This is a genomic window from Kluyvera genomosp. 2, assembly GCF_036759865.1.
Taxonomy (GTDB): Bacteria; Pseudomonadota; Gammaproteobacteria; order Enterobacterales; family Enterobacteriaceae; genus Kluyvera; species Kluyvera ascorbata_B.
The window spans coordinates 248,144-267,171 of sequence record NZ_JAPKIA010000004.1; the positions used below are offsets into that span (position 1 = coordinate 248,144).

18 protein-coding genes and 1 riboswitch are annotated in these 19,028 nt (G+C 56.6%); of the genes, 9 read left to right on the forward strand and 9 right to left on the reverse strand.

Annotation, left to right across the window (positions count from 1 at the left end):
• Positions 1 to 23: 23 nt before the first annotated feature.
• Positions 24 to 1,406 (reverse strand): ATP-dependent RNA helicase RhlE, encoded by a 1,383-nt coding sequence (gene rhlE / locus V6942_RS05985; RefSeq protein WP_333500939.1) that lies wholly within the window; start codon positions 1,404 to 1,406, stop codon positions 24 to 26.
• A 229-nt stretch (positions 1,407 to 1,635) separates the two neighbouring features.
• Between rhlE and cecR the strand changes: the two genes are divergently transcribed.
• From cecR to V6942_RS06010, 5 genes are all read left to right on the forward strand, one after another.
• A complete protein-coding gene (gene cecR, locus V6942_RS05990; protein WP_106924575.1) occupies positions 1,636 to 2,310 on the forward strand; it encodes a transcriptional regulator CecR in 675 nt (224 codons plus the stop codon).
• Entirely contained in the window at positions 2,310 to 3,305 is a 996-nt protein-coding gene (hlyD, locus tag V6942_RS05995; RefSeq protein ID WP_106924576.1) for a secretion protein HlyD, read from the forward strand. Before cecR ends, hlyD begins: the two co-directional genes overlap by 1 nt.
• Positions 3,298 to 5,037, forward strand: a complete 1,740-nt coding sequence (locus V6942_RS06000; protein WP_106924577.1) for an ATP-binding cassette domain-containing protein — start codon at positions 3,298 to 3,300, stop codon at positions 5,035 to 5,037. Before hlyD ends, V6942_RS06000 begins: the two co-directional genes overlap by 8 nt.
• Entirely contained in the window at positions 5,027 to 6,160 is a 1,134-nt protein-coding gene (locus V6942_RS06005) for an ABC transporter permease (protein WP_106924578.1), read from the forward strand. Before V6942_RS06000 ends, V6942_RS06005 begins: the two co-directional genes overlap by 11 nt.
• 97 nt (positions 6,161 to 6,257) lie before the next feature.
• A complete protein-coding gene (locus V6942_RS06010; protein ID WP_106924579.1) occupies positions 6,258 to 7,364 on the forward strand; it encodes an ABC transporter permease in 1,107 nt (368 codons plus the stop codon).
• Here V6942_RS06010 and V6942_RS06015 read toward each other — a convergent pair.
• From V6942_RS06015 to moaA, 7 genes are all read right to left on the reverse strand, one after another.
• On the reverse strand, positions 7,326 to 7,736 hold the full coding sequence (locus V6942_RS06015) for a YbhQ family protein (protein ID WP_106924580.1): 411 nt from the start codon (positions 7,734 to 7,736) through the stop codon (positions 7,326 to 7,328). The two genes, V6942_RS06010 and V6942_RS06015, sit on opposite strands and share 39 nt — an antisense overlap.
• A 203-nt stretch (positions 7,737 to 7,939) precedes the next feature.
• The gene (locus V6942_RS06020) at positions 7,940 to 8,644 is read right to left on the reverse strand and encodes a Bax inhibitor-1 family protein (RefSeq protein WP_106924581.1); all 705 of its coding nucleotides are present in this window, start codon (positions 8,642 to 8,644) and stop codon (positions 7,940 to 7,942) included.
• Between the two features lie 41 nt (positions 8,645 to 8,685).
• Positions 8,686 to 9,138, reverse strand: a complete 453-nt coding sequence (moaE, locus tag V6942_RS06025) for a molybdopterin synthase catalytic subunit MoaE (RefSeq protein WP_106924582.1) — start codon at positions 9,136 to 9,138, stop codon at positions 8,686 to 8,688.
• Position 9,139: 1 nt separating this feature from the next.
• Positions 9,140 to 9,385 (reverse strand): molybdopterin synthase sulfur carrier subunit, encoded by a 246-nt coding sequence (moaD, locus tag V6942_RS06030; RefSeq protein ID WP_106924583.1) that lies wholly within the window; start codon positions 9,383 to 9,385, stop codon positions 9,140 to 9,142.
• Positions 9,378 to 9,863 (reverse strand): cyclic pyranopterin monophosphate synthase MoaC, encoded by a 486-nt coding sequence (gene moaC, locus V6942_RS06035; protein ID WP_333500940.1) that lies wholly within the window; start codon positions 9,861 to 9,863, stop codon positions 9,378 to 9,380. The genes moaD and moaC overlap by 8 nt, the downstream gene beginning before the upstream one ends.
• 3 nt (positions 9,864 to 9,866) lie before the next feature.
• Positions 9,867 to 10,379: a molybdenum cofactor biosynthesis protein B gene (moaB, locus tag V6942_RS06040; RefSeq protein WP_333500941.1), complete on the reverse strand. Its 513-nt coding sequence runs from the start codon at positions 10,377 to 10,379 to the stop codon at positions 9,867 to 9,869.
• A gap of 22 nt (positions 10,380 to 10,401) precedes the next feature.
• Positions 10,402 to 11,391: a GTP 3',8-cyclase MoaA gene (moaA, locus tag V6942_RS06045; RefSeq protein ID WP_106924585.1), complete on the reverse strand. Its 990-nt coding sequence runs from the start codon at positions 11,389 to 11,391 to the stop codon at positions 10,402 to 10,404.
• Positions 11,379 to 11,517: riboswitch (molybdenum cofactor riboswitch) on the reverse strand. Its footprint overlaps the gene before it by 13 nt.
• Before the next feature lie 230 nt (positions 11,518 to 11,747).
• Here moaA and yvcK point away from each other — a divergent pair.
• From yvcK to pmrB, 4 genes are read left to right on the forward strand one after another with little or no spacing between them, the layout of a single operon-like run.
• On the forward strand, positions 11,748 to 12,671 hold the full coding sequence (gene yvcK, locus V6942_RS06050) for a uridine diphosphate-N-acetylglucosamine-binding protein YvcK (RefSeq protein WP_106924587.1): 924 nt from the start codon (positions 11,748 to 11,750) through the stop codon (positions 12,669 to 12,671).
• Between the two features lie 58 nt (positions 12,672 to 12,729).
• Positions 12,730 to 14,361 (forward strand): phosphoethanolamine transferase EptA, encoded by a 1,632-nt coding sequence (eptA, locus tag V6942_RS06055; protein ID WP_106924588.1) that lies wholly within the window; start codon positions 12,730 to 12,732, stop codon positions 14,359 to 14,361.
• 10 nt (positions 14,362 to 14,371) lie between these two features.
• Positions 14,372 to 15,043, forward strand: a complete 672-nt coding sequence (pmrA, locus tag V6942_RS06060) for a two-component system response regulator PmrA (RefSeq protein ID WP_106924589.1) — start codon at positions 14,372 to 14,374, stop codon at positions 15,041 to 15,043.
• A gap of 3 nt (positions 15,044 to 15,046) precedes the next feature.
• Positions 15,047 to 16,126, forward strand: coding sequence for a two-component system sensor histidine kinase PmrB (pmrB, locus tag V6942_RS06065; RefSeq protein WP_333500942.1), 1,080 nt, complete (start codon positions 15,047 to 15,049; stop codon positions 16,124 to 16,126).
• Positions 16,127 to 16,434: 308 nt separating this feature from the next.
• Here the strand turns inward: pmrB and uvrB are convergent, their stop codons facing one another.
• The gene (gene uvrB / locus V6942_RS06070; protein ID WP_106924591.1) at positions 16,435 to 18,459 is read right to left on the reverse strand and encodes an excinuclease ABC subunit UvrB; all 2,025 of its coding nucleotides are present in this window, start codon (positions 18,457 to 18,459) and stop codon (positions 16,435 to 16,437) included.
• Positions 18,460 to 19,028: the final 569 nt, after the last annotated feature.

Below are 19,028 nucleotides of genomic sequence, written 5' to 3' on the forward strand. Positions count from 1 at the left end.
CGGCTTTCGGCCGGGCTCGCAGTTTACTGCGCTGCTGCAGGTTTACGCGGGCGGCGAGGTGGACGCGGCTTATCGCCTGCCGGTTTACCCTCCGCGCTGCGCGGTTTGGCTTTCGGCGCGCCGCCGTCGTTACGACGCGGCTGCTGTTGGCTACGCCCTGCGCCCTGCCCCTGACCACCCTGGCCGCGACCACGGCCGCCGCCGTTACCGTTGCCATTGCCGCCACGCTGCTGGCGACCGTTCTGAATCGGCTCCGCTTTGATAGACGGATCCGGCTCGTAGCCCGGCAGCACAATGCGCGGAATTTCTTTCTTCAGCAGACGTTCGATGTCGCGCAGCAGTTTGTGCTCATCAACGCACACCAGCGACAGCGCTTCACCGGTCGCGGCCGCGCGGCCGGTACGGCCGATACGGTGCACGTAATCTTCCGGCACGTTCGGCAGCTCGTAGTTCACGACGTGCGGCAGTTCTTCAATATCCAGGCCACGCGCGGCGATATCTGTCGCCACCAGCACGCGGATATCGCCGGATTTAAAATCGGCCAGCGCGCGCGTACGCGCACCCTGCGATTTGTTACCGTGAATCGCCGCGCTGCGGATACCGTCTTTATTCAGCTGTTCCGCCAGGTGGTTTGCGCCGTGCTTGGTACGAGTAAATACCAGCACCTGCTGCCAGTTGCCTTCGCCGATCATCTGCGACAGCAGCTCGCGCTTACGTTTTTTATCAACCATGTGAACGTGCTGCGTTACCTGCTCAGAAGCCGTGTTACGACGCGCCACTTCAATCTCGAGCGGGTTGGTCAGCAGTTTTTCTGCCAGGGCTTTAATGTCGTCGGAGAAGGTAGCGGAGAACAGCAGGTTCTGGCGCTTCGCCGGCAGCTTGGTCAGCACACGACGAATGTCGTGGATGAAGCCCATGTCGAGCATACGGTCAGCTTCGTCCAGCACCAGGATTTCTATCTGATCGAGCTTCACGGCGTTCTGATGTTCGAGATCCAACAGACGCCCCGGCGTAGCCACCAGCACGTCAACGCCGCCGCGCAGCTTCATCATCTGCGGGTTGATGCTGACACCGCCGAACACGACCAGCGAACGGATGTTCAGGTAACGGCTGTATTCACGCACGTTTTCACCAATCTGCGCCGCCAGCTCACGGGTTGGCGTGAGGATCAGCGCGCGCACCGGGCGACGGCCCTTGACGTGCGGCTCACGGGAAACCAGCAACTGCAGCAGCGGCAGGGTAAAGCCTGCGGTTTTACCGGTGCCGGTTTGGGCGCTGGCCATCAGGTCGCGGCCCTGCAGTACCGCAGGAATCGCCTGCTGCTGGATGGGGGTGGGTTCGCGGTAACCTTGCTCAGCAACGGCGCGCAGAATGTCGGGGTTCAGCCCGAGAGAATCAAAAGACATAAGTACTCCACACCCACCCCGACCGCATGCGGTGTAGTTTTCGAGGGGAGAGAAAAACAGGGGAATGACAAAAACCACAATGTCATGAAGGGGCGGAGTGTAGCAGTTTTTGTGATGCACCGCATAAATTATCCCCTTCACGCGGTAAAACAAGATTATTCACCACGCTGGACAAGATGGAAAACCCGGCATAATCTTAATCAATCGTTTGATTAATTCTGGTGGCATCATGAATCCCACTCCGATTACCAGCAAAGGCGAACAGGCGAAAAGCCAACTGATTGCCGCCGGACTCGCCCAGTTTGGCGAGTACGGCCTGCATGCGACCACCCGCGATATCGCCGCGCTGGCCGGGCAGAATATTGCCGCCATCACCTATTATTTTGGCTCAAAAGAAGATTTATACCAGGCCTGCGCCCAATGGATTGCTGATTTTATCGGCGAAAACTTCCGGGCTCACGCCGAAGCCGCTGAACAGCTATTCGCCCAACCGCAGCCGGACCGAGAAGCCATACGCGCGCTGATCCTCCACGCCTGCCGCAACATGATTTTACTGCTGACTCAGGATGACACGCTGAACCTGAGCAAATTCATCTCACGCGAGCAGCTGTCGCCGACCGCCGCCTACCAGCGGATTCACGATCAGGTGATTGCCCCGCTCCATGCGCATCTGACCCGACTGATTGCCGCCTATACCGGCTGCGATGCCAGCAGCACGCAAATGATCCTCCACACCCACGCCCTGCTGGGGGAAGTGCTGGCGTTTCGCCTGGGGCGGGAAACGATTCTGATGCGCACCGGCTGGACACAATTTGACGCCGACAAAGCCGAGCAAATTTTCGCGGTCGTTACCTGTCATATCGATTTCATTCTGCAAGGATTAACGCAAAGGAGCCTGAAGTGATGAAAAAACCGGTGGTCCTTATTCTGGCCATAGCGCTCATCGTCGCGCTGATTGGCGGTGGGACGTGGTGGTATCAGAGTCGGCAGAATAACGGCCTGACCCTGTATGGCAACGTCGATATTCGTACCGTCAACATGAGCTTCCGCGTTGGCGGGCGTCTGCAATCGCTGACGGTCGACGAGGGCGATGCGATTAAGCAGGGCCAGACGCTTGGCCAACTGGATAAAGCGCCGTATGAAAACGCGCTGCAGCAGGCGAAGGCGAACGTCGCTACCGCCGAAGCGCAATACGATCTGATGATGGCCGGCTACCGGGCAGAAGAAATAGCCCAAGCCGCCGCGGCGGTAAAACAGGCGCAGGCTGCCTACGATTATGCGCAAAGCTTCCTCCAGCGTCAGCAGGGGCTGTGGAACAGCCGTCTGTTGTCGGCTAACGATCTGGCCAACGCGCGTTCTTCCCGTGACCAGGCGCTGGCGTCGCTGAAATCGGCACAGGACAAGCTCAGCCAATACCGAGCGGGTAACCGGCCGCAGGAGATCGCTCAGGCAAAAGCCAACCTCGAACAGGCCCAAGCCCAGCTGGCGCAGGCAACGCTCGATTTACATGACACGACGCTCACCGCACCGTCCGACGGTACCCTGCTCACCCGCGCGGTTGAGCCAGGCAGTATGCTCAGCGCGGGCAGCACCGTGCTGACGCTGTCGCTGACCCGCCCGGTGTGGGTGCGCGCCTATGTTGACGAGAAGAACCTCAATCAGGCCCAGCCGGGGCGCGAAATTTTGCTCTATACCGACGGCCGCCCGGACAAACCGTACCACGGTAAAATCGGTTTTGTTTCCCCGACCGCCGAGTTTACGCCCAAAACGGTAGAGACCCCGGACCTGCGTACCGATCTGGTTTACCGCCTGCGCATTATCGTCACCGACGCCGACGACAGCCTGCGCCAGGGGATGCCGGTCACGCTGCGCTTTAGCGATGAGTCGCGCCATGAGTGATAGCCAGATTCAGCTGCGCGGGCTGGTCAAACGGTTTGCCGGCATGGATAAGCCAGCGGTCGCCCGGCTGGACTGCACGATCAACGCCGGCTACGTGACCGGTCTGGTCGGGCCGGACGGCGCGGGAAAAACCACGCTGATGCGCATGCTCGCCGGGCTGCTGAAGCCGGATGAGGGCAGCGCGACGGTGCTGGGGCTGGACCCGATTGCCAACGATAGCGCCCTGCACGCGGTGCTCGGCTATATGCCGCAAAAATTCGGCCTGTATGAAGATTTAACGGTCATGGAGAACCTTAACCTCTATGCCGACCTGCGAAGCGTGACCGGCGAAACGCGGGAAAAGACCTTCGCGCGGCTGCTGGAGTTCACCGCGCTGGGGCCTTTTACCGAACGCCTGGCGGGTAAACTCTCCGGAGGGATGAAACAAAAGCTGGGACTGGCCTGTACGTTAGTCGGCGAGCCAAAGGTGCTGCTGCTGGATGAACCCGGCGTTGGCGTCGACCCCATTTCGCGCCGCGAGCTGTGGGAAATGGTGCACGAGCTGGCGGGTGATGGAATGCTGATCCTCTGGAGCACCTCTTATCTTGATGAAGCCGAGCAGTGTCAGGACGTGCTGCTGATGAACGAAGGCGAACTCCTGTATCAGGGCGAACCTACTGCCCTCACCCGTACCATGGCCGGACGCAGCTTTTTAATGCACAGCCCGCAGGAAAATAACCGCAGGCTGCTGCAGCGCGCGTTGAAGCAAAGCGCGGTCAGCGACGGGATGATTCAGGGGCGTTCGGTGCGCGTGATCCTCAAAAAATCGGCCAGTGCCGATGATTTGCGCCGGGCACCCGGCATGCCAACGCTGGAAATAGAAGAGACCACGCCGCGCTTTGAAGATGCATTTATCGATCTGCTCGGCGGCGCGGGGACCTCAGAATCGCCGCTGGGAGCCATTCTGCATACCGTTGACGGTTCGCCGGACGAAACGGTCATCGAAGCCAAACAGCTGACCAAAAAATTCGGCGACTTTGCCGCAACGGACCACGTCAATTTTGCGGTCAAGCGCGGGGAAATCTTCGGCCTGCTGGGTCCGAACGGCGCGGGGAAATCCACCACCTTCAAAATGATGTGCGGTCTGCTGGTGCCAACCTCCGGCAACGCGCTGGTGCTGAATATGGATTTGAAGGTCAGCTCGGGTAAGGCGCGCCAGCATCTGGGTTATATGGCGCAGAAGTTTTCGCTGTACGGCAACCTCACGGTCGAACAAAACCTCCGTTTCTTCTCCGGCGTGTACGGCCTGCGCGGCCGCGCGCAGAATGACAAAATCGACAGCATGAGCAACGCCTTTGGCCTCAAAGCGATCGCTCGCCACACCACCGACTCACTGCCGTTAGGCTTTAAGCAACGCCTGGCGCTGGCCTGCTCGCTGATGCACGAACCGGACATTCTGTTTCTCGATGAGCCAACCTCAGGGGTTGACCCCCTCACCCGTCGTGAGTTCTGGCTGCACATCAACAGCATGGTGGAAAAAGGGGTGACGGTGATGGTCACCACCCACTTTATGGATGAGGCCGAGTACTGTGACCGCATTGGCCTGGTGTATCGCGGTAAGCTTATCGCCAGCGGCACGCCGGACGATTTAAAAGCCCAGGCCGCCGACGCGCAGCAGCCGGACCCGACCATGGAGCAGGCCTTTATTACGCTTATCAACGACTGGGATAAGGAGCACGCCAATGAGCGCTAGAGGGCTGTCGTGGCGGCGCGTGCGCGCGCTGTGCGTCAAAGAGACGCGGCAAATCGTCCGCGATCCCAGCAGTTGGCTGATTGCCGTGGTGATCCCGCTGCTGCTGCTGTTTATTTTCGGTTACGGCATCAACCTCGATTCCAGCAAGCTGCGCGTCGGCGTACTGCTTGAACAACAGAGCAAAGAAGCGCTCGACTTCACCCACACCTTAACCGGTTCGCCCTATATTGATGCCACCGTGAGCGATAATCGTCATCAGTTGATTGAGATGATGCAGGCCGGACGCATCCGCGGCCTGATCGTGGTTCCGGTTGATTTTGATAAGCACATGGCGCGTGCGGGTGACAACGCCCCCATTCAGGTGATCACCGACGGCAGCGAGCCCAATACGGCTAACTTTGTGCAGGGATACGTCGAAGGCATCTGGCAAATCTGGCAGAAACAGCGCGCCGAAGACCGCGGCCAGGAATTTGAACCGCTCATCGATGTACAAACCCGCTACTGGTTTAACCCGGCGGCCATCAGCCAGCACTTTATTATCCCCGGCGCCATTACCATCATTATGACGGTGATCGGCGCAATTCTGACCTCGCTGGTGATTGCCCGCGAGTGGGAACGCGGCACCATGGAGGCGCTGCTTTCAACCGAAGTCACCCGCGTCGAGCTGCTGCTGTGCAAGCTCATTCCTTACTATTTCCTCGGTATGCTGGCCATGCTGCTGTGCATGCTGGTGTCGGTGTTTATTCTCGGCGTGCCGTATCGCGGTTCGCTGGTGGTGTTGTTTTTTATCACCAGCCTGTTTTTACTCAGCACCCTCGGCATGGGCCTGCTGATCTCGACGATTACCCGCAATCAGTTTAACGCCGCGCAGGTGGCGCTGAACGCGGCGTTTCTGCCGTCGATTATGCTGTCCGGGTTTATTTTCCAGATAGACAGTATGCCGGCCGCGATCCGCGTGGTGACCTATATCATCCCGGCGCGTTATTTCGTCAGCACGCTGCAAAGCCTGTTCCTGGCGGGAAATATTCCGGTCGTGCTGATTATCAATACGCTGTTTTTAATCGCTTCGGCGGTGATGTTTATTGGCCTGACGTGGATGAAAACCAAACGTCGGTTGGATTAACTCTGGCGCGTTTTTTGCCCGGTGACGCTGCGCTTACCGGGCCTACGGGCCTTATAGGTCGGGTAAGCGCAGCGCCACCCGACATGAGGACGGTACTATGTTTTATCGTTTATGGACGCTTATCCGCAAAGAGCTACAGTCGCTGCTGCGCGAACCGCAGACCCGCGCCATATTGATTATGCCGGTGCTGATTCAGGTGCTGCTGTTCCCCTTTGCCGCCACGCTGGAGGTCACTAACGCCACCATCGCCGTCTATAACGAAGACAACGGTCAACACGCTATCGAGCTGACCCAACGCTTTGCGCGCGCGAAAGCCTTTACCCATGTGCTGGTGCTAAAAAGCCCGCAGGACATTCAGCCGACCCTCGACACCCAAAAGGCCCTGCTGCTGGTACGCTTCCCGGCCGACTTCTCGCGTAACCTCGATACCTTCCAGACCGCGCCAATGCAGCTGCTGCTCGACGGACGCAACTCTAACAGCGCGCAGATTGCCGCTAACTACCTCCAGCAGATTGTGAAGAACTACCAGCAGGAGCTCATGGAAGGCAAGGCCAAACCCAATAACAGCGAGCTGGTGGTGCGTAACTGGTACAACCCGAACCTCGACTACAAGTGGTTTGTGGTACCGTCGCTGATCGCCATGATCACCACCATCGGTGTGATGATCGTCACTTCACTGTCGGTCGCCCGCGAACGCGAACAGGGCACGCTGGATCAGCTACTGGTTTCGCCGCTGGCCACCTGGCAAATTTTCGTCGGCAAGGCGGTGCCTGCGCTGATCGTCGCCACCTTCCAGGCCACTATCGTGCTGGCCGTCGGTATCTGGGCCTATCAGATTCCCTTCGCCGGTTCGCTGGCGCTGTTCTACTTCACGATGGTGATTTATGGGCTGTCGTTGGTCGGGTTTGGGCTGCTAATCTCTGCGCTGTGCTCGACCCAGCAGCAGGCGTTTATCGGCGTGTTCGTCTTTATGATGCCGGCGATCCTGCTGTCGGGCTATGTATCACCGGTCGAAAACATGCCGGTATGGCTCCAGCATTTGACGTGGATTAACCCGATTCGGCATTTTACCGATATTACCAAGCAGATTTATTTGAAGGATGCGAGTCTGTCGATTGTCTGGGGGAGCCTGTGGCCGCTACTGTTTATAGCGGCCACGACGGGATCAGTGGCGTACGCGATGTTTCGCCGCAAGATCGCCTGAGGCTTTTTCTTTCACCAGCAGCGAGAACACCGCGGGCCCGGCAAGGATAGCCAGCCCGGCCACCGCCAGCAGGTAGTTATTTTGCAGCACGCGCGACAGCAGCCAGACGACAATAACTGCGGCGCCAAAATACCAGGTCGTGGTCAATTCTTCGAGCACATCGGCGACGTCGCGCCAGCGCTGCTCAGGGTGACGCTGTAAGGCCAGCATCAGTAAAACGGTGACGGCATACACAACGCAGAGGCCCAAACCCACGCGCACCAGCGCGCCGCTCATCCAGCCCATCACCAGCACGGCGATGACCAGCAAATGCAACATAATCTGCCAGCAACTTAGCCCCGTTGCGACACGAACTCGTTGTTGCCACTTCATGGCTTCTCTCCTGAAGAATTTTATTTGCTTATTCAGAGTACCCGAGTCTACGGAAAATTCCGTAAATGTGCCTCTTTTTGTGACATCCGTGTCACTATTTCGCTCAGGAAGAGAGCAGTTTGTGCATTTTTCAGGCTACCCATCCAGGTTGTAAGCAAAAAAAACCCCGGAACTCGTCCGGGATTGTGCTTTTCTTTTTGCGCTTAGCGGCGGTTGCCGAAAATCCGCAGCAGCATCAGGAACAGGTTGATAAAGTCGAGATACAGCGTCAGTGCACCAAGAATCGCGTATTTACGCAGATTTGAGGTGTCGCGCACGTCAATCTGCTCGCCGATGTTTTTCAGCTTCTGGGTGTCGTAGGCGGTCAGCCCGACGAAGATAATCACCCCGATATAGGTAATCGCCCACATCAGCGCGTCGCTTTTCAGCCAGAAGTTAACCAACGAAGCCAGCACGATACCAATCAGCCCCATAAACAGCATGCTACCGAGCCCGCTCAGGTCACGCTTGGTGGTGTAACCATACAGGCTCATGATGCCGAACATCCCGCCCGTCACCACGAAGGTGCTGGCAATAGAAGAATAGGTATAAACGATAAAAATGCTGGATAACGTCAGCCCGGTTAACGCCGAATAGAGCATAAACAGCGTCGTCGCCATGCCCGCACTCAGACGCTGCACCATACCGGAGAGCACAAACACCAGCGCCAGCTGGGCGATAATCAGGCCGAAAAAGGTGATTTTGCTGGAGAAGACAAACATCATCACCGCAGGGGTATTCGCCGCGTACCACGCAATAAACGCGGTTAACAGCAGCCCACAGGTCATCCAGCCGTAGACCTGTGCCATGTAAGTTTGCAGGCCGCTACGGGCCTGGACGATAGAATCGGACCGAGGGAATCGTTCCATGACAGTCTCCTGAATCAATAGGTATCAACAGTAAGTGTACTCTACCAGCGCTCGGCTGCCTGTTTATCGCTGTCGCGCGCTTCCACCCAGCGATCGCCTTCCGGCGTCGCTTCACGCTTCCAGAAAGGCGCGCGGGTCTTGAGATAGTCCATGATAAATTCACCGGCGTCAAAGGCGCTGCTACGATGCGCGCTGGTCACACCGACAAACACAATTTCGTCACCGGGCCACATCTCACCAATGCGGTGAATCACGGTCACACGCCCCAGCGGCCAGCGTTCACGCGCCGCCTCTACGATTTCGGCGAGCGCTTTCTCGGTCATGCCCGGATAATGTTCGAGCGTCAGCGCCTTCACGCTGTCACCGAGGTTGTGGTTACGAACCTTGCCGGTAAACGTCACTACCGCGCCGTCTTCATCGCGCTCGGCAAGCCAGGGATACTCCTCCCCGACGCTAAACGGTTCATGCCCAACGCAAATACGCGTTTCGCTCATTTTAACCTCCTGTTACCGGCGGGAAAAACGCCACTTCATCGCCATCGGTCACCGGATGGTCGAAGCTGACCAGCGTCTGGTTGACCGCCGCGAGGAGTTTGCCCTCCTCCAGGGCCAACGACCAGCGCCCTTCCTGCGCAGCCAGGTGCTGACGTATGGCTTCAACGGTGGCGAATTCCGGCGCTAATGCCAGCGAGTCGGTCCCCACCAGCTCACGCACCTGCGCAAAAAAAAGCACATTAATCATGATGTTCCGCCTTAAAATCACCTGATTTACCGCCGCTTTTCGCCAGCAGACGAACCGGGCCGATAACCATATCTTTTTGCACCGCTTTACACATATCGTAAATGGTCAATGCGGCCACCGAGGCGGCGGTCAGCGCTTCCATCTCCACGCCGGTTTTGCCGGTCAGGCGGCATAAAGACTCGATGCGCACGCGGCTATGCTCCGACTGAGCCTGGAGATTCACCTCCACTTTACTGAGCATCAGCGGGTGGCACAGCGGAATGAGATCCCAGGTGCGCTTGGCGGCCTGAATACCGGCGATACGCGCGGTTGCGAAGACATCCCCCTTATGGTGGCTGCCGTCGATGATCATCGCCAGCGTTTCCGGCAGCATGGTAACGAACGCTTCCGCGCGCGCTTCACGAACGGTTTCCGCCTTGGCGGATACATCCACCATATGGGCTTCGCCCGCCGCGTTGATATGGGTCAGTTGCGACATCGTTTATTTCTTCAGATGAGGGTGAAAATTACACGGACGCGTACGGGCATCCAGCTGCGGCGCGATGATGTTATCCCACGCGGTGCGGCAGGCTTTGGTGGAACCCGGCATCGAAAAAATCAGCGTCCGGTTGGCCATGCCGGCCACGGCGCGCGACTGAAGCGTGGCCGTGCCGATTTCTTCAAACGAGAGCATGCGGAACACTTCGCCGAAGCCTTCAATTTCGCGATCGAACAGCGGCAGCAGCGCTTCCGGCGCCTGATCGCCGTCGGTCAGGCCGGTACCGCCGGTGATGAGAACCACCTGTACATCATCGCGAGCAATCCAGGCGGAAACCTGAGCGCGGATCTGGTAGCGGTTTTCTTTAACAATCGCCTTGTCGACGATTTGATGCCCCGCCTCGTGCGCGGCGTCACGCAGGAAATGGCCGGAGGTGTCATCCTCTTCGCCACGACGGTTGGAAACGGTAAGAATAGCAATGCGGGTCGGGATAAATTCAGCGCTCACCTGACTCATTTGATAGCTCCTTGATAACGAATTATCCACCAATATAGGACAAATTCTGGGTAATCCCGGTATTGCCCTCATGCAGGAAGTGGGTCTGTTTTTTGTGCGTTAAGGCTTCGGCAATGCGCGCTTCCAGCGCCTGCTGCTGGGCGTCTTCGGCCAGCAGCTCGCGCAGATCAACGCCGCCGTCGCCAAACAGGCACAGATGCAGCTTCCCAACGGACGAGACGCGCAGGCGGTTACAGCTGGCGCAGAAGTCTTTTTCATACGGCATGATTAAGCCGATTTCCCCTTCGTAGTCGGGGTGGCAAAAGACCTGTGCCGGGCCGTCGCTGCGCTGACGGATTTGATGGATCCAGCCGCGTCTGAGCAGCGCGTCGCGCAGCACCATGCCGGAAATATGGTGTTTGCGGAACAGCTCGCTGCCCTCGCCGGTTTCCATCAGTTCAATAAAGCGGAGTTGAATACGGCGCGGTTTGATCCACGCCAGAAAGGTGTCGAGCTGGTGATGGTTAACATCGCGCATCAGCACGGTATTGACCTTCACTTTATCAAAGCCTGCGGTAAAGGCGGCGTCGATGCCGTCCATCACCTGGCGGAACTTATCCTGCCCGGTTATCGCGTGGAACTGGCGCGCGTCAAGGCTGTCGACGCTGACGTTCAGCGCCGTCAGTCCTGCCTCACGCCAGGCGGCAACGTCTCGCGCCATACGGTAACCGTTGGTGGTGACCGCGATCTGGCGAATGGCGGCGTTCTCTTTGACTGCGGCAATCACATCGGTAAAGTCGCGACGCAGCGACGGTTCGCCGCCGGTCAGCCGCACTTTCTCGGTCCCCAGAGCCGCAAAGGCGCGCGTCACACGGCGAATTTCGTCAAGCGACAGAAACCCTTTATTGGTGACCCCATTAGGCTGGTAGCCGTTAGGCAGGCAGTAGGTGCAGCGAAAATTGCATACGTCGGTAATCGACAGGCGCAGATAGAAAAACCTGCGCGCAAACGCATCAGTGAGTTGTGAAGCCATAGACACCTTTCCAAATACGGGAGGCGAGATCATTTCTTCCTTCGCCCTGGCGACAGGAGAACCTGCCGCGGCCAAAACGCCCTATCTTTTGACTTAGGCGCAGAGGCTAGAGTGTGTTGTTCAGTCGGTAATACTGAACCATGTTATGCCGAATAGTAGCGCGAGAATAACGGTTTCGCCATTTTCGCTTTCGCTATATAAACATGTACATAACGAGACGATCGTGCACTTTCCCTACAGAATACGTAAAAATCATGTTTTTGCATTGATATACGTCATTTTGACCGGTACGGGGCATCGTCTTTTAGAGGTAGTTAGGCTAATGTAAGCCCATTTTCAGGACATAAGGAAGCTGTATGCGCAATCGCACTTTTGCCGATCTCGACCGCGTTGTCGCGCTCGGCGGCGGGCACGGCCTTGGACGCGTGATGTCATCCCTGTCATCGTTGGGTTCTCGCCTCACCGGCATCGTCACCACGACCGACAACGGCGGTTCTACAGGGCGTATTCGCCGTTCGGAAGGCGGTATCGCCTGGGGCGACATGCGTAACTGTCTCAATCAATTAATCACCGAACCCAGCGTCGCATCGACCATGTTTGAGTATCGTTTTGGCGGTAATGGCGAACTTTCCGGGCATAACCTCGGAAATCTGATGTTAAAGGCGCTGGATCACCTGAGCGTAAGGCCTTTAGAGGCGATTAATTTAATCAGAAACCTGCTGAAAGTAGAGGCATCCTTGATCCCGATGTCGGAGCAGCCGGTCGATTTAATGGCAATCGACAGCGAGGGCCACGAAATCTACGGCGAGGTTAATATTGACCAGCTCACACTGCCTCCACAGGAGCTGCTGCTGACGCCGTCGGTTAGCGCCACTCGCGAAGCGGTACAGGCCATTGCCGAAGCCGATCTGATCCTCATCGGCCCGGGCAGTTTCTACACTAGCCTGCTGCCGATTCTGCTGCTGCCGGACATTGCTCAGGCGCTGCGTCGCACGCCTGCCCCAATGGTTTACATCGAAAACCTGGGCCGTGAGCACAGCCCTGCCGGTCATCTGAGTCTGGGAGACCGGCTGAGCCTGCTGGAGCATTACATTGGTAAATCGGTTATTGATGCCGTGGTAGTGAGTCCGAAAGCGGACATCAGCGGTACGGCAGATAAAGTAGTGATTCAGCAGGCGCTGGAAGCGAGCGACATTCCGTATCGTCACGATCGCGCCCTGTTACGCGCCGCGCTGGAAGAGGCGCTTCAGGCTTTAGGCGGCGATTCCTTAAAATCTTAAGGTTGTCTTAAAATAGGTCGGGCAGCATAGCGAGCATCAATCTTATTAGGTTACTGCTATGCTTCGCCTGTTACGTCAACGCCCTACGATTAGCCGTTTGGCCTACATTGTTTTATTCGCGCTCTACATTGCCCTGGCGCTCAACGTCGTATTTTATCGCCAGGCGTTTACCCTGCTGCCAGTTGATAGCCTGCATAACGCGCTGGTCTTTCTGACCATGCCGATCGTCGCCTTTGCGGTGATGGCGATTTGTCTGGCGCTCGCGTCCATCGTTCGTCTTGAGAAAGTGCTCGTGACGCTGTTTATTCTGCTCGGCGCCAGCGCACAATATTTCATGATGAATTTCGGTATTATTGTTGACCGCTCGATGGTCACCAATATTTTTGATACCACCCCCGCCGAGAGCTATGCCCTGCTTTCCGGCCAGATGATTATCGTACTGGGGATCACCGCACTGCTGTTTATTGCGCTGGCCTGGTGGGTAAAAATTAAGCCCGCCACAACGCTGTGGCGCGGTGCGCTAACGCGCGCGGGCACAATTATTGTCTCTACCCTATTAATTCTGCTGGTTGCAGGCCTGTTCTATAAAGATTACGCATCGCTGTTCCGTAATAATAAAGAACTGGTAAAATCACTGAACCCGTCAAACAGTATTGTTGCGCTTAACTCCTGGTATTATCACCACAAAATGGCCAATCTTCCGCTGGTTAAAATTGGCGAAGATGCGCAGCAAAAAGCGTTGATGAAAAATGGCCCGCGTAAGAATTTAACCATTATCGTACTGGGCGAAACGTCACGCGCCGCCAATTTCTCGCTGGGCGGCTACGACCGCGATACCAACCCGCGGTTAGCACAAGATAATGTGGTTTACTTCCCTAACACGACCTCTTGCGGTACCGCTACCGCGGTGTCCGTTCCCTGTATGTTCTCGAATATGCCGCGAGCACGCTACGACGAAGCGCTGGCCTATCACCAGGAAGGGCTGTTGGATATCCTCCAGCGCGCGGGGATTCAGGTGCAGTGGAACGACAACGACGGCGGCTGTAAAGGCGCCTGTGACCGCGTGCCGCATCAGGACGTGACGGCGTTGAATCTGCCAGGCCAGTGCATTAACGGTGAATGCTACGACGAAGTGCTGTTCCACGATCTGGAAAAAACCATCGATAGCCTACAGGGCGACGGCGTCATTGTGCTGCATACCATTGGTAGCCATGGCCCGACCTATTACAATCGCTACCCGCCGCAGTTCCGCCGCTTTACGCCAACCTGCGACACCAGCGAAATTCAATCCTGTTCCCAGGAGCAGCTGAAAAATACCTACGACAATACCATTCTGTATATCGATTATATTGTCGATAAGGCCATCAAGCTGCTGCAATCCAGACAGGATAAATTTACCACCAGCCTGGTTTATCTTTCCGACCACGGCGAATCGCTAGGGGAAAATGGCGTTTATCTGCACGGATTACCGTATTCTATTGCTCCGGAAACGCAAAAACATGTACCAATGTTATTATGGCTATCCAAGGATTATCAGCAGCGTTACGGTGTGAATTACGACTGCCTGCAGAAACAGGCCAAAGAGAATGACTACTCGCAGGATAATCTGTTTTCTACCGTGCTGGGGATGACCGGCGTAGAGACCAAAGAGTATCGCGCAGCGGATGATATATTAGCGACGTGCAAATAGAGGCGAACAGATGAAAATATTAGTCGTTGAAGATGACACCCTATTATTGCAGGGGCTGATTCTGGCCATGCAGAGTGAAGGGTATGCCTGTGACGGCGTCGCCACGGCGCAGCAGGCTGCGCTGAGTCTGGCCAACGGACACTATAGCCTGATCGTGCTGGACCTCGGCCTGCCGGATGAAGACGGGCTGCATTTCCTCCACCGTATGCGGCAGGAGAAAATGACCACGCCGGTGCTGATTCTGACCGCCCGCGATACGCTGGAGGACCGCGTCAGCGGTCTTGATACCGGCGCCGACGACTATTTAATCAAGCCGTTCGCGTTGGAAGAACTGAACGCCCGTATCCGCGCGCTGCTGCGCCGCAACCTGAACCAGGGCGATAATGAAGTGACGGTGGAAAACCTGCGCCTCAACGTTACGCGCCGTCAGGTGTGGCTGGATGACGCGCTGCTGGAGCTCACGCCGAAAGAGTACGCCCTGCTTTCGCGTCTGATGCTGAAGGCCGGTAGCCCGGTGCATCGTGAAATTCTCTACAACGATATCTATAACTGGGACAACGAACCGGCCACCAACACGCTGGAAGTGCACATCCATAACCTGCGCGACAAGGTGGGAAAATCACGGATTCGTACCGTACGAGGCTTTGGCTATCAATTGGTGAATACCGGTAAGGCAGAATAACGCATGGCGCTTTTTTCCGTCCGTAAATGGCCGATCCGCCACCAACTGCTGCTGGCAATTGGCCTGATTCTGGTCGTGTTCCAGCTCATCAGCGTGTTCTGGCTATGGCATGAAAGCAAAGAGCAGATTGAGCTGGAAGTGGCGATGCTGATGCACAACCACAATAACGTTAAACATATCCGTCATGAGGTTCGTGAAGCCATCGCCAGCCTGCTGGTTCCGAGCGTGGTGATTATCGGCCTGGCGCTGTATCTGTGTCTGCAGGCGGTAAAACGCATCACCCAGCCGCTCGCCGACCTGCAGCGGGAATTGGATGCGCGCACCCCGGGGAATTTGCAGCCCATTTTCCTGCAGCAGACCACCGTTGAGGTTGAAGCAGTTACCCATGCCATCAACCAACTGGTGGAAAACCTGACCCAGACGCTCGATCGCGAACGCCTGTTTACCGCCGATGTCGCCCACGAGCTGCGCACGCCGCTGGCGGGCCTGAAGCTGCATCTGGAGCTACTGGAGAAAACCCAGCACCTGAATCTGGCGCCGCTGCTACAGCGTCTGGACCAGATGACCGAAAGCGTTGCGCAACTTTTACTGCTGGCCCGCGTCGGACAATCGTTCTCAGCAGGCAGCTATCAGCAGGTTAATCTGCTGAGCGATGTGATTGAACCGCTGAAGGGAGAGCTGGAAACGATGCTCGCATCACGTGAGCAGACATTAGCCATCGCTGAGCCCGTACCGACGGTGACCGTGGCCGGTGACGCCACGCTGCTGCGGCTGCTGCTGCGTAATCTGATTGAGAATGCTCACCGCTATAGCCCGCCATCGTCAACCATCACGGTGTCGCTGGCGAGGGATTCGAAGCCGATGCTTATTGTGGAAGATGAGGGGCCGGGGATTGATGAGTCGAAGGTGGGTGAGCTTAGCCAGGCGTTTGTACGTATGGACAGCCGCTACGGCGGAATTGGGCTTGGGCTGAGCATCGTCACGCGCATTGCCCAACTCCATGAAGCCGCATTCTTCCTGCAAAACCGCGAGACCGGAACCGGCACGCGGGCATGGGTAGAGTTTCAGCTCACCAGGCGCTAAAGCGCGCTCAGAAGGTCAGCATCCAGTGGCTCAGGAAACCGGCAACGATGGCAACAGAGATGAGTAAGGTGAACAGCTGCTGGATATTCAGTTTTGACATGACACTACCCTCAATGATTTTGCAGATAGTATCAGCACAATTTATTAAGTGAACATTAAGGCTGGCTGCTGGCTCGTGATGGATGCCGCAATTCAGAAAAATAGTGCCCCATCTCTAGCCAGCAGGCCGGAGAAGGCTTTGCGCCCCCTCCGCCACGCGGCTTGATAGCGCAACGCTTATCAGGCCGACGCGATATTCATGCACCGACTCATGACGCTGCAATAAACAGCTCGCGCAGCTGATGCAGGCGATCGCGGATGTCTGCCGCTTCCTCAAACTCAAGATTCTGTGCGTGTTTCAGCATCTGCGCTTCCAGCGTTTGAATCTGCTGCTGCAAGGCTTTCGGCGTCAGCGCCTGAACGTCCGGCTCAACGATTGGCGACGCGGAGCGCGACTTACCGCGGCCCTTCGCTTTGGTCTTCGCCAGCCCCTCGCCCATCGCCAGAATATCGACGACGTCTTTCACCAGCCCCTGCGGCACGATGCCATGCTCTTCGTTGTAGCGTTCCTGCTTCTCGCGACGACGTTCAGTTTCACCGATAGCTTTCGCCATGGACGGGGTAATTTTGTCACCGTAAAGAATCGCCTTACCGTTGATATTACGCGCGGCGCGGCCGATGGTCTGAATCAGTGAACGTTCAGAGCGCAGGAAACCTTCTTTATCGGCGTCGAGAATCGCCACCAGCGATACTTCCGGCATATCCAGCCCTTCACGCAGCAGGTTGATGCCGACCAGCACATCAAACTCGCCGAGGCGCAAATCGCGAATGATCTCCATGCGCTCGACGGTGTCGATATCCGAGTGCAGGTAGCGTACCCGCTCGCCGTGTTCTTCGAGATATTCGGTGAGGTCTTCCGCCATGCGCTTGGTCAAGGTGGTGACCAGCACGCGTTCGTTAATCACCGAACGCTTGCGAATTTCAGACAGCAGGTCGTCGACCTGTGTCGCCACCGGCCGCACTTCAATCAGCGGATCGAGCAGCCCGGTTGGGCGCACGACCTGGTCTATCACTTCGCCACCGGATTTCTCCAGCTCGTAGTTGCCCGGCGTTGCCGAAACGTAGATAGTTTGCGGCGCCAGCGCCTCAAACTCTTCAAACTTCAGCGGACGGTTATCCAGCGCCGACGGCAGACGGAAACCGTATTCGACCAGCGTCTCTTTACGCGCCCTGTCACCGCGATACATACCGCCGATTTGCGGGATGGTGACGTGTGATTCGTCAATCACCAGCAGGCCATCGGCAGGCAGATAGTCAAATAGCGTCGGCGGCGGCTCGCCCGGCCCGCGCCCGGACAGGAAGCGCGAGTAGTTTTCAATGCCCGAGCAGTAGCCAAGCTCGTTCATCATTTCCAGGTCAAACTGGGTGCGCTGGCTCAGGCGCTGCTCTTCGAGCAGCTTGTTGTTGGCCAGCAGCACCTTGCGGCGATCTGCCAGCTCGTCTTTGATCTCTTCCATCGCCTGCACGATACGTTCACGCGGCGTGACGTAGTGCGATTTAGGGTAGATGGTAAAGCGTTGAATCGTCGACTCGACGTGACCGGTCAGCGGGTCGAACAGCGAAAGACGTTCAACCTCTTCGTCAAACAGCTCTACGCGCAGCGCCAGATCGTCCGACTCGGCCGGGAAAATGTCGATGACTTCGCCGCGTACGCGGAAGGTTGCGCGCTGAAACGCCTGATCGTTGCGGGTGTACTGTAGCTCGGCCAGACGACGCAGAATAGAACGTTGGTCGATAATCATGCCCACGGTCAGGTGCAGCATCATTTTAAGATAAAGATCCGGGTCGCCCAGGCCATAAATCGCCGACACCGATGCCACGACGACCACGTCCCGGCGTTCAAGCAGCGCTTTGGTGGCGGATAAACGCATCTGCTCGATGTGTTCGTTCACCGAGGCGTCTTTTTCGATGAAGGTGTCCGAGCTTGGGACGTAGGCTTCAGGCTGATAGTAGTCGTAGTAAGAAACGAAATACTCTACCGCATTCTCCGGGAAGAAGGCCTTCATTTCACCATACAGCTGCGCAGCCAGCGTTTTGTTCGGCGCCAGCACCATCGTTGGGCGCTGTAAGTCGGCAATCACATTGGCGACGGTGAAGGTTTTCCCCGAGCCGGTCACCCCAAGCAGCGTCTGGTGGGCCAGGCCGTCCTCAAGCCCCTCTTTAAGGCGCGCGATGGCAGCCGGCTGATCGCCGGAAGGGCTGAATGCGGAATGTAACTTAAACGGTTTACTCATGGGCGACGCTACCTGATGACGAATGGGCCGGGCTGGGAATTAATTCTACTCGCCGCCCGCCGAATTGCCAATAAAAAATACTGGATATAAAAACAGTAATCACCTATTGTAGTTTGCACAATCGACGAAATGGCGGACGCACGCCGCGAAAATTTAACCCGTGACAAGATAAAACGCTGGCCAAATTGGGTTATCCCCAGAATTTTTTCTCTTTTAACATTTGTCAATATAGGTCATGAAAGTTTTATGGCAACCTAAGGCACTTTTTATTACGCCATTGCTTTATTTTAACTTATTGATTAACAACAAAAACACAGAAAAGCCGCGTTTCGCATCAATTCAGGCGCAGACCGCATGCTCTCTCGTTTACCGTGGGTTTTCTAACTCTAATACACAGGGTTATCCACAGGAATAGTGGATAACTGCCGCTAGCCCCTATCCCCCGCCACGCGGCGATTTGCGCAACATCCTGTCAATGCTCGAGCAAAAAAATATTTTCTCGCCAATTTTGATATGTATCAGCGAAAAAGCGCGCTTGTTTTCCTTCGTTTCTGCGCCTTTTCCCTTAC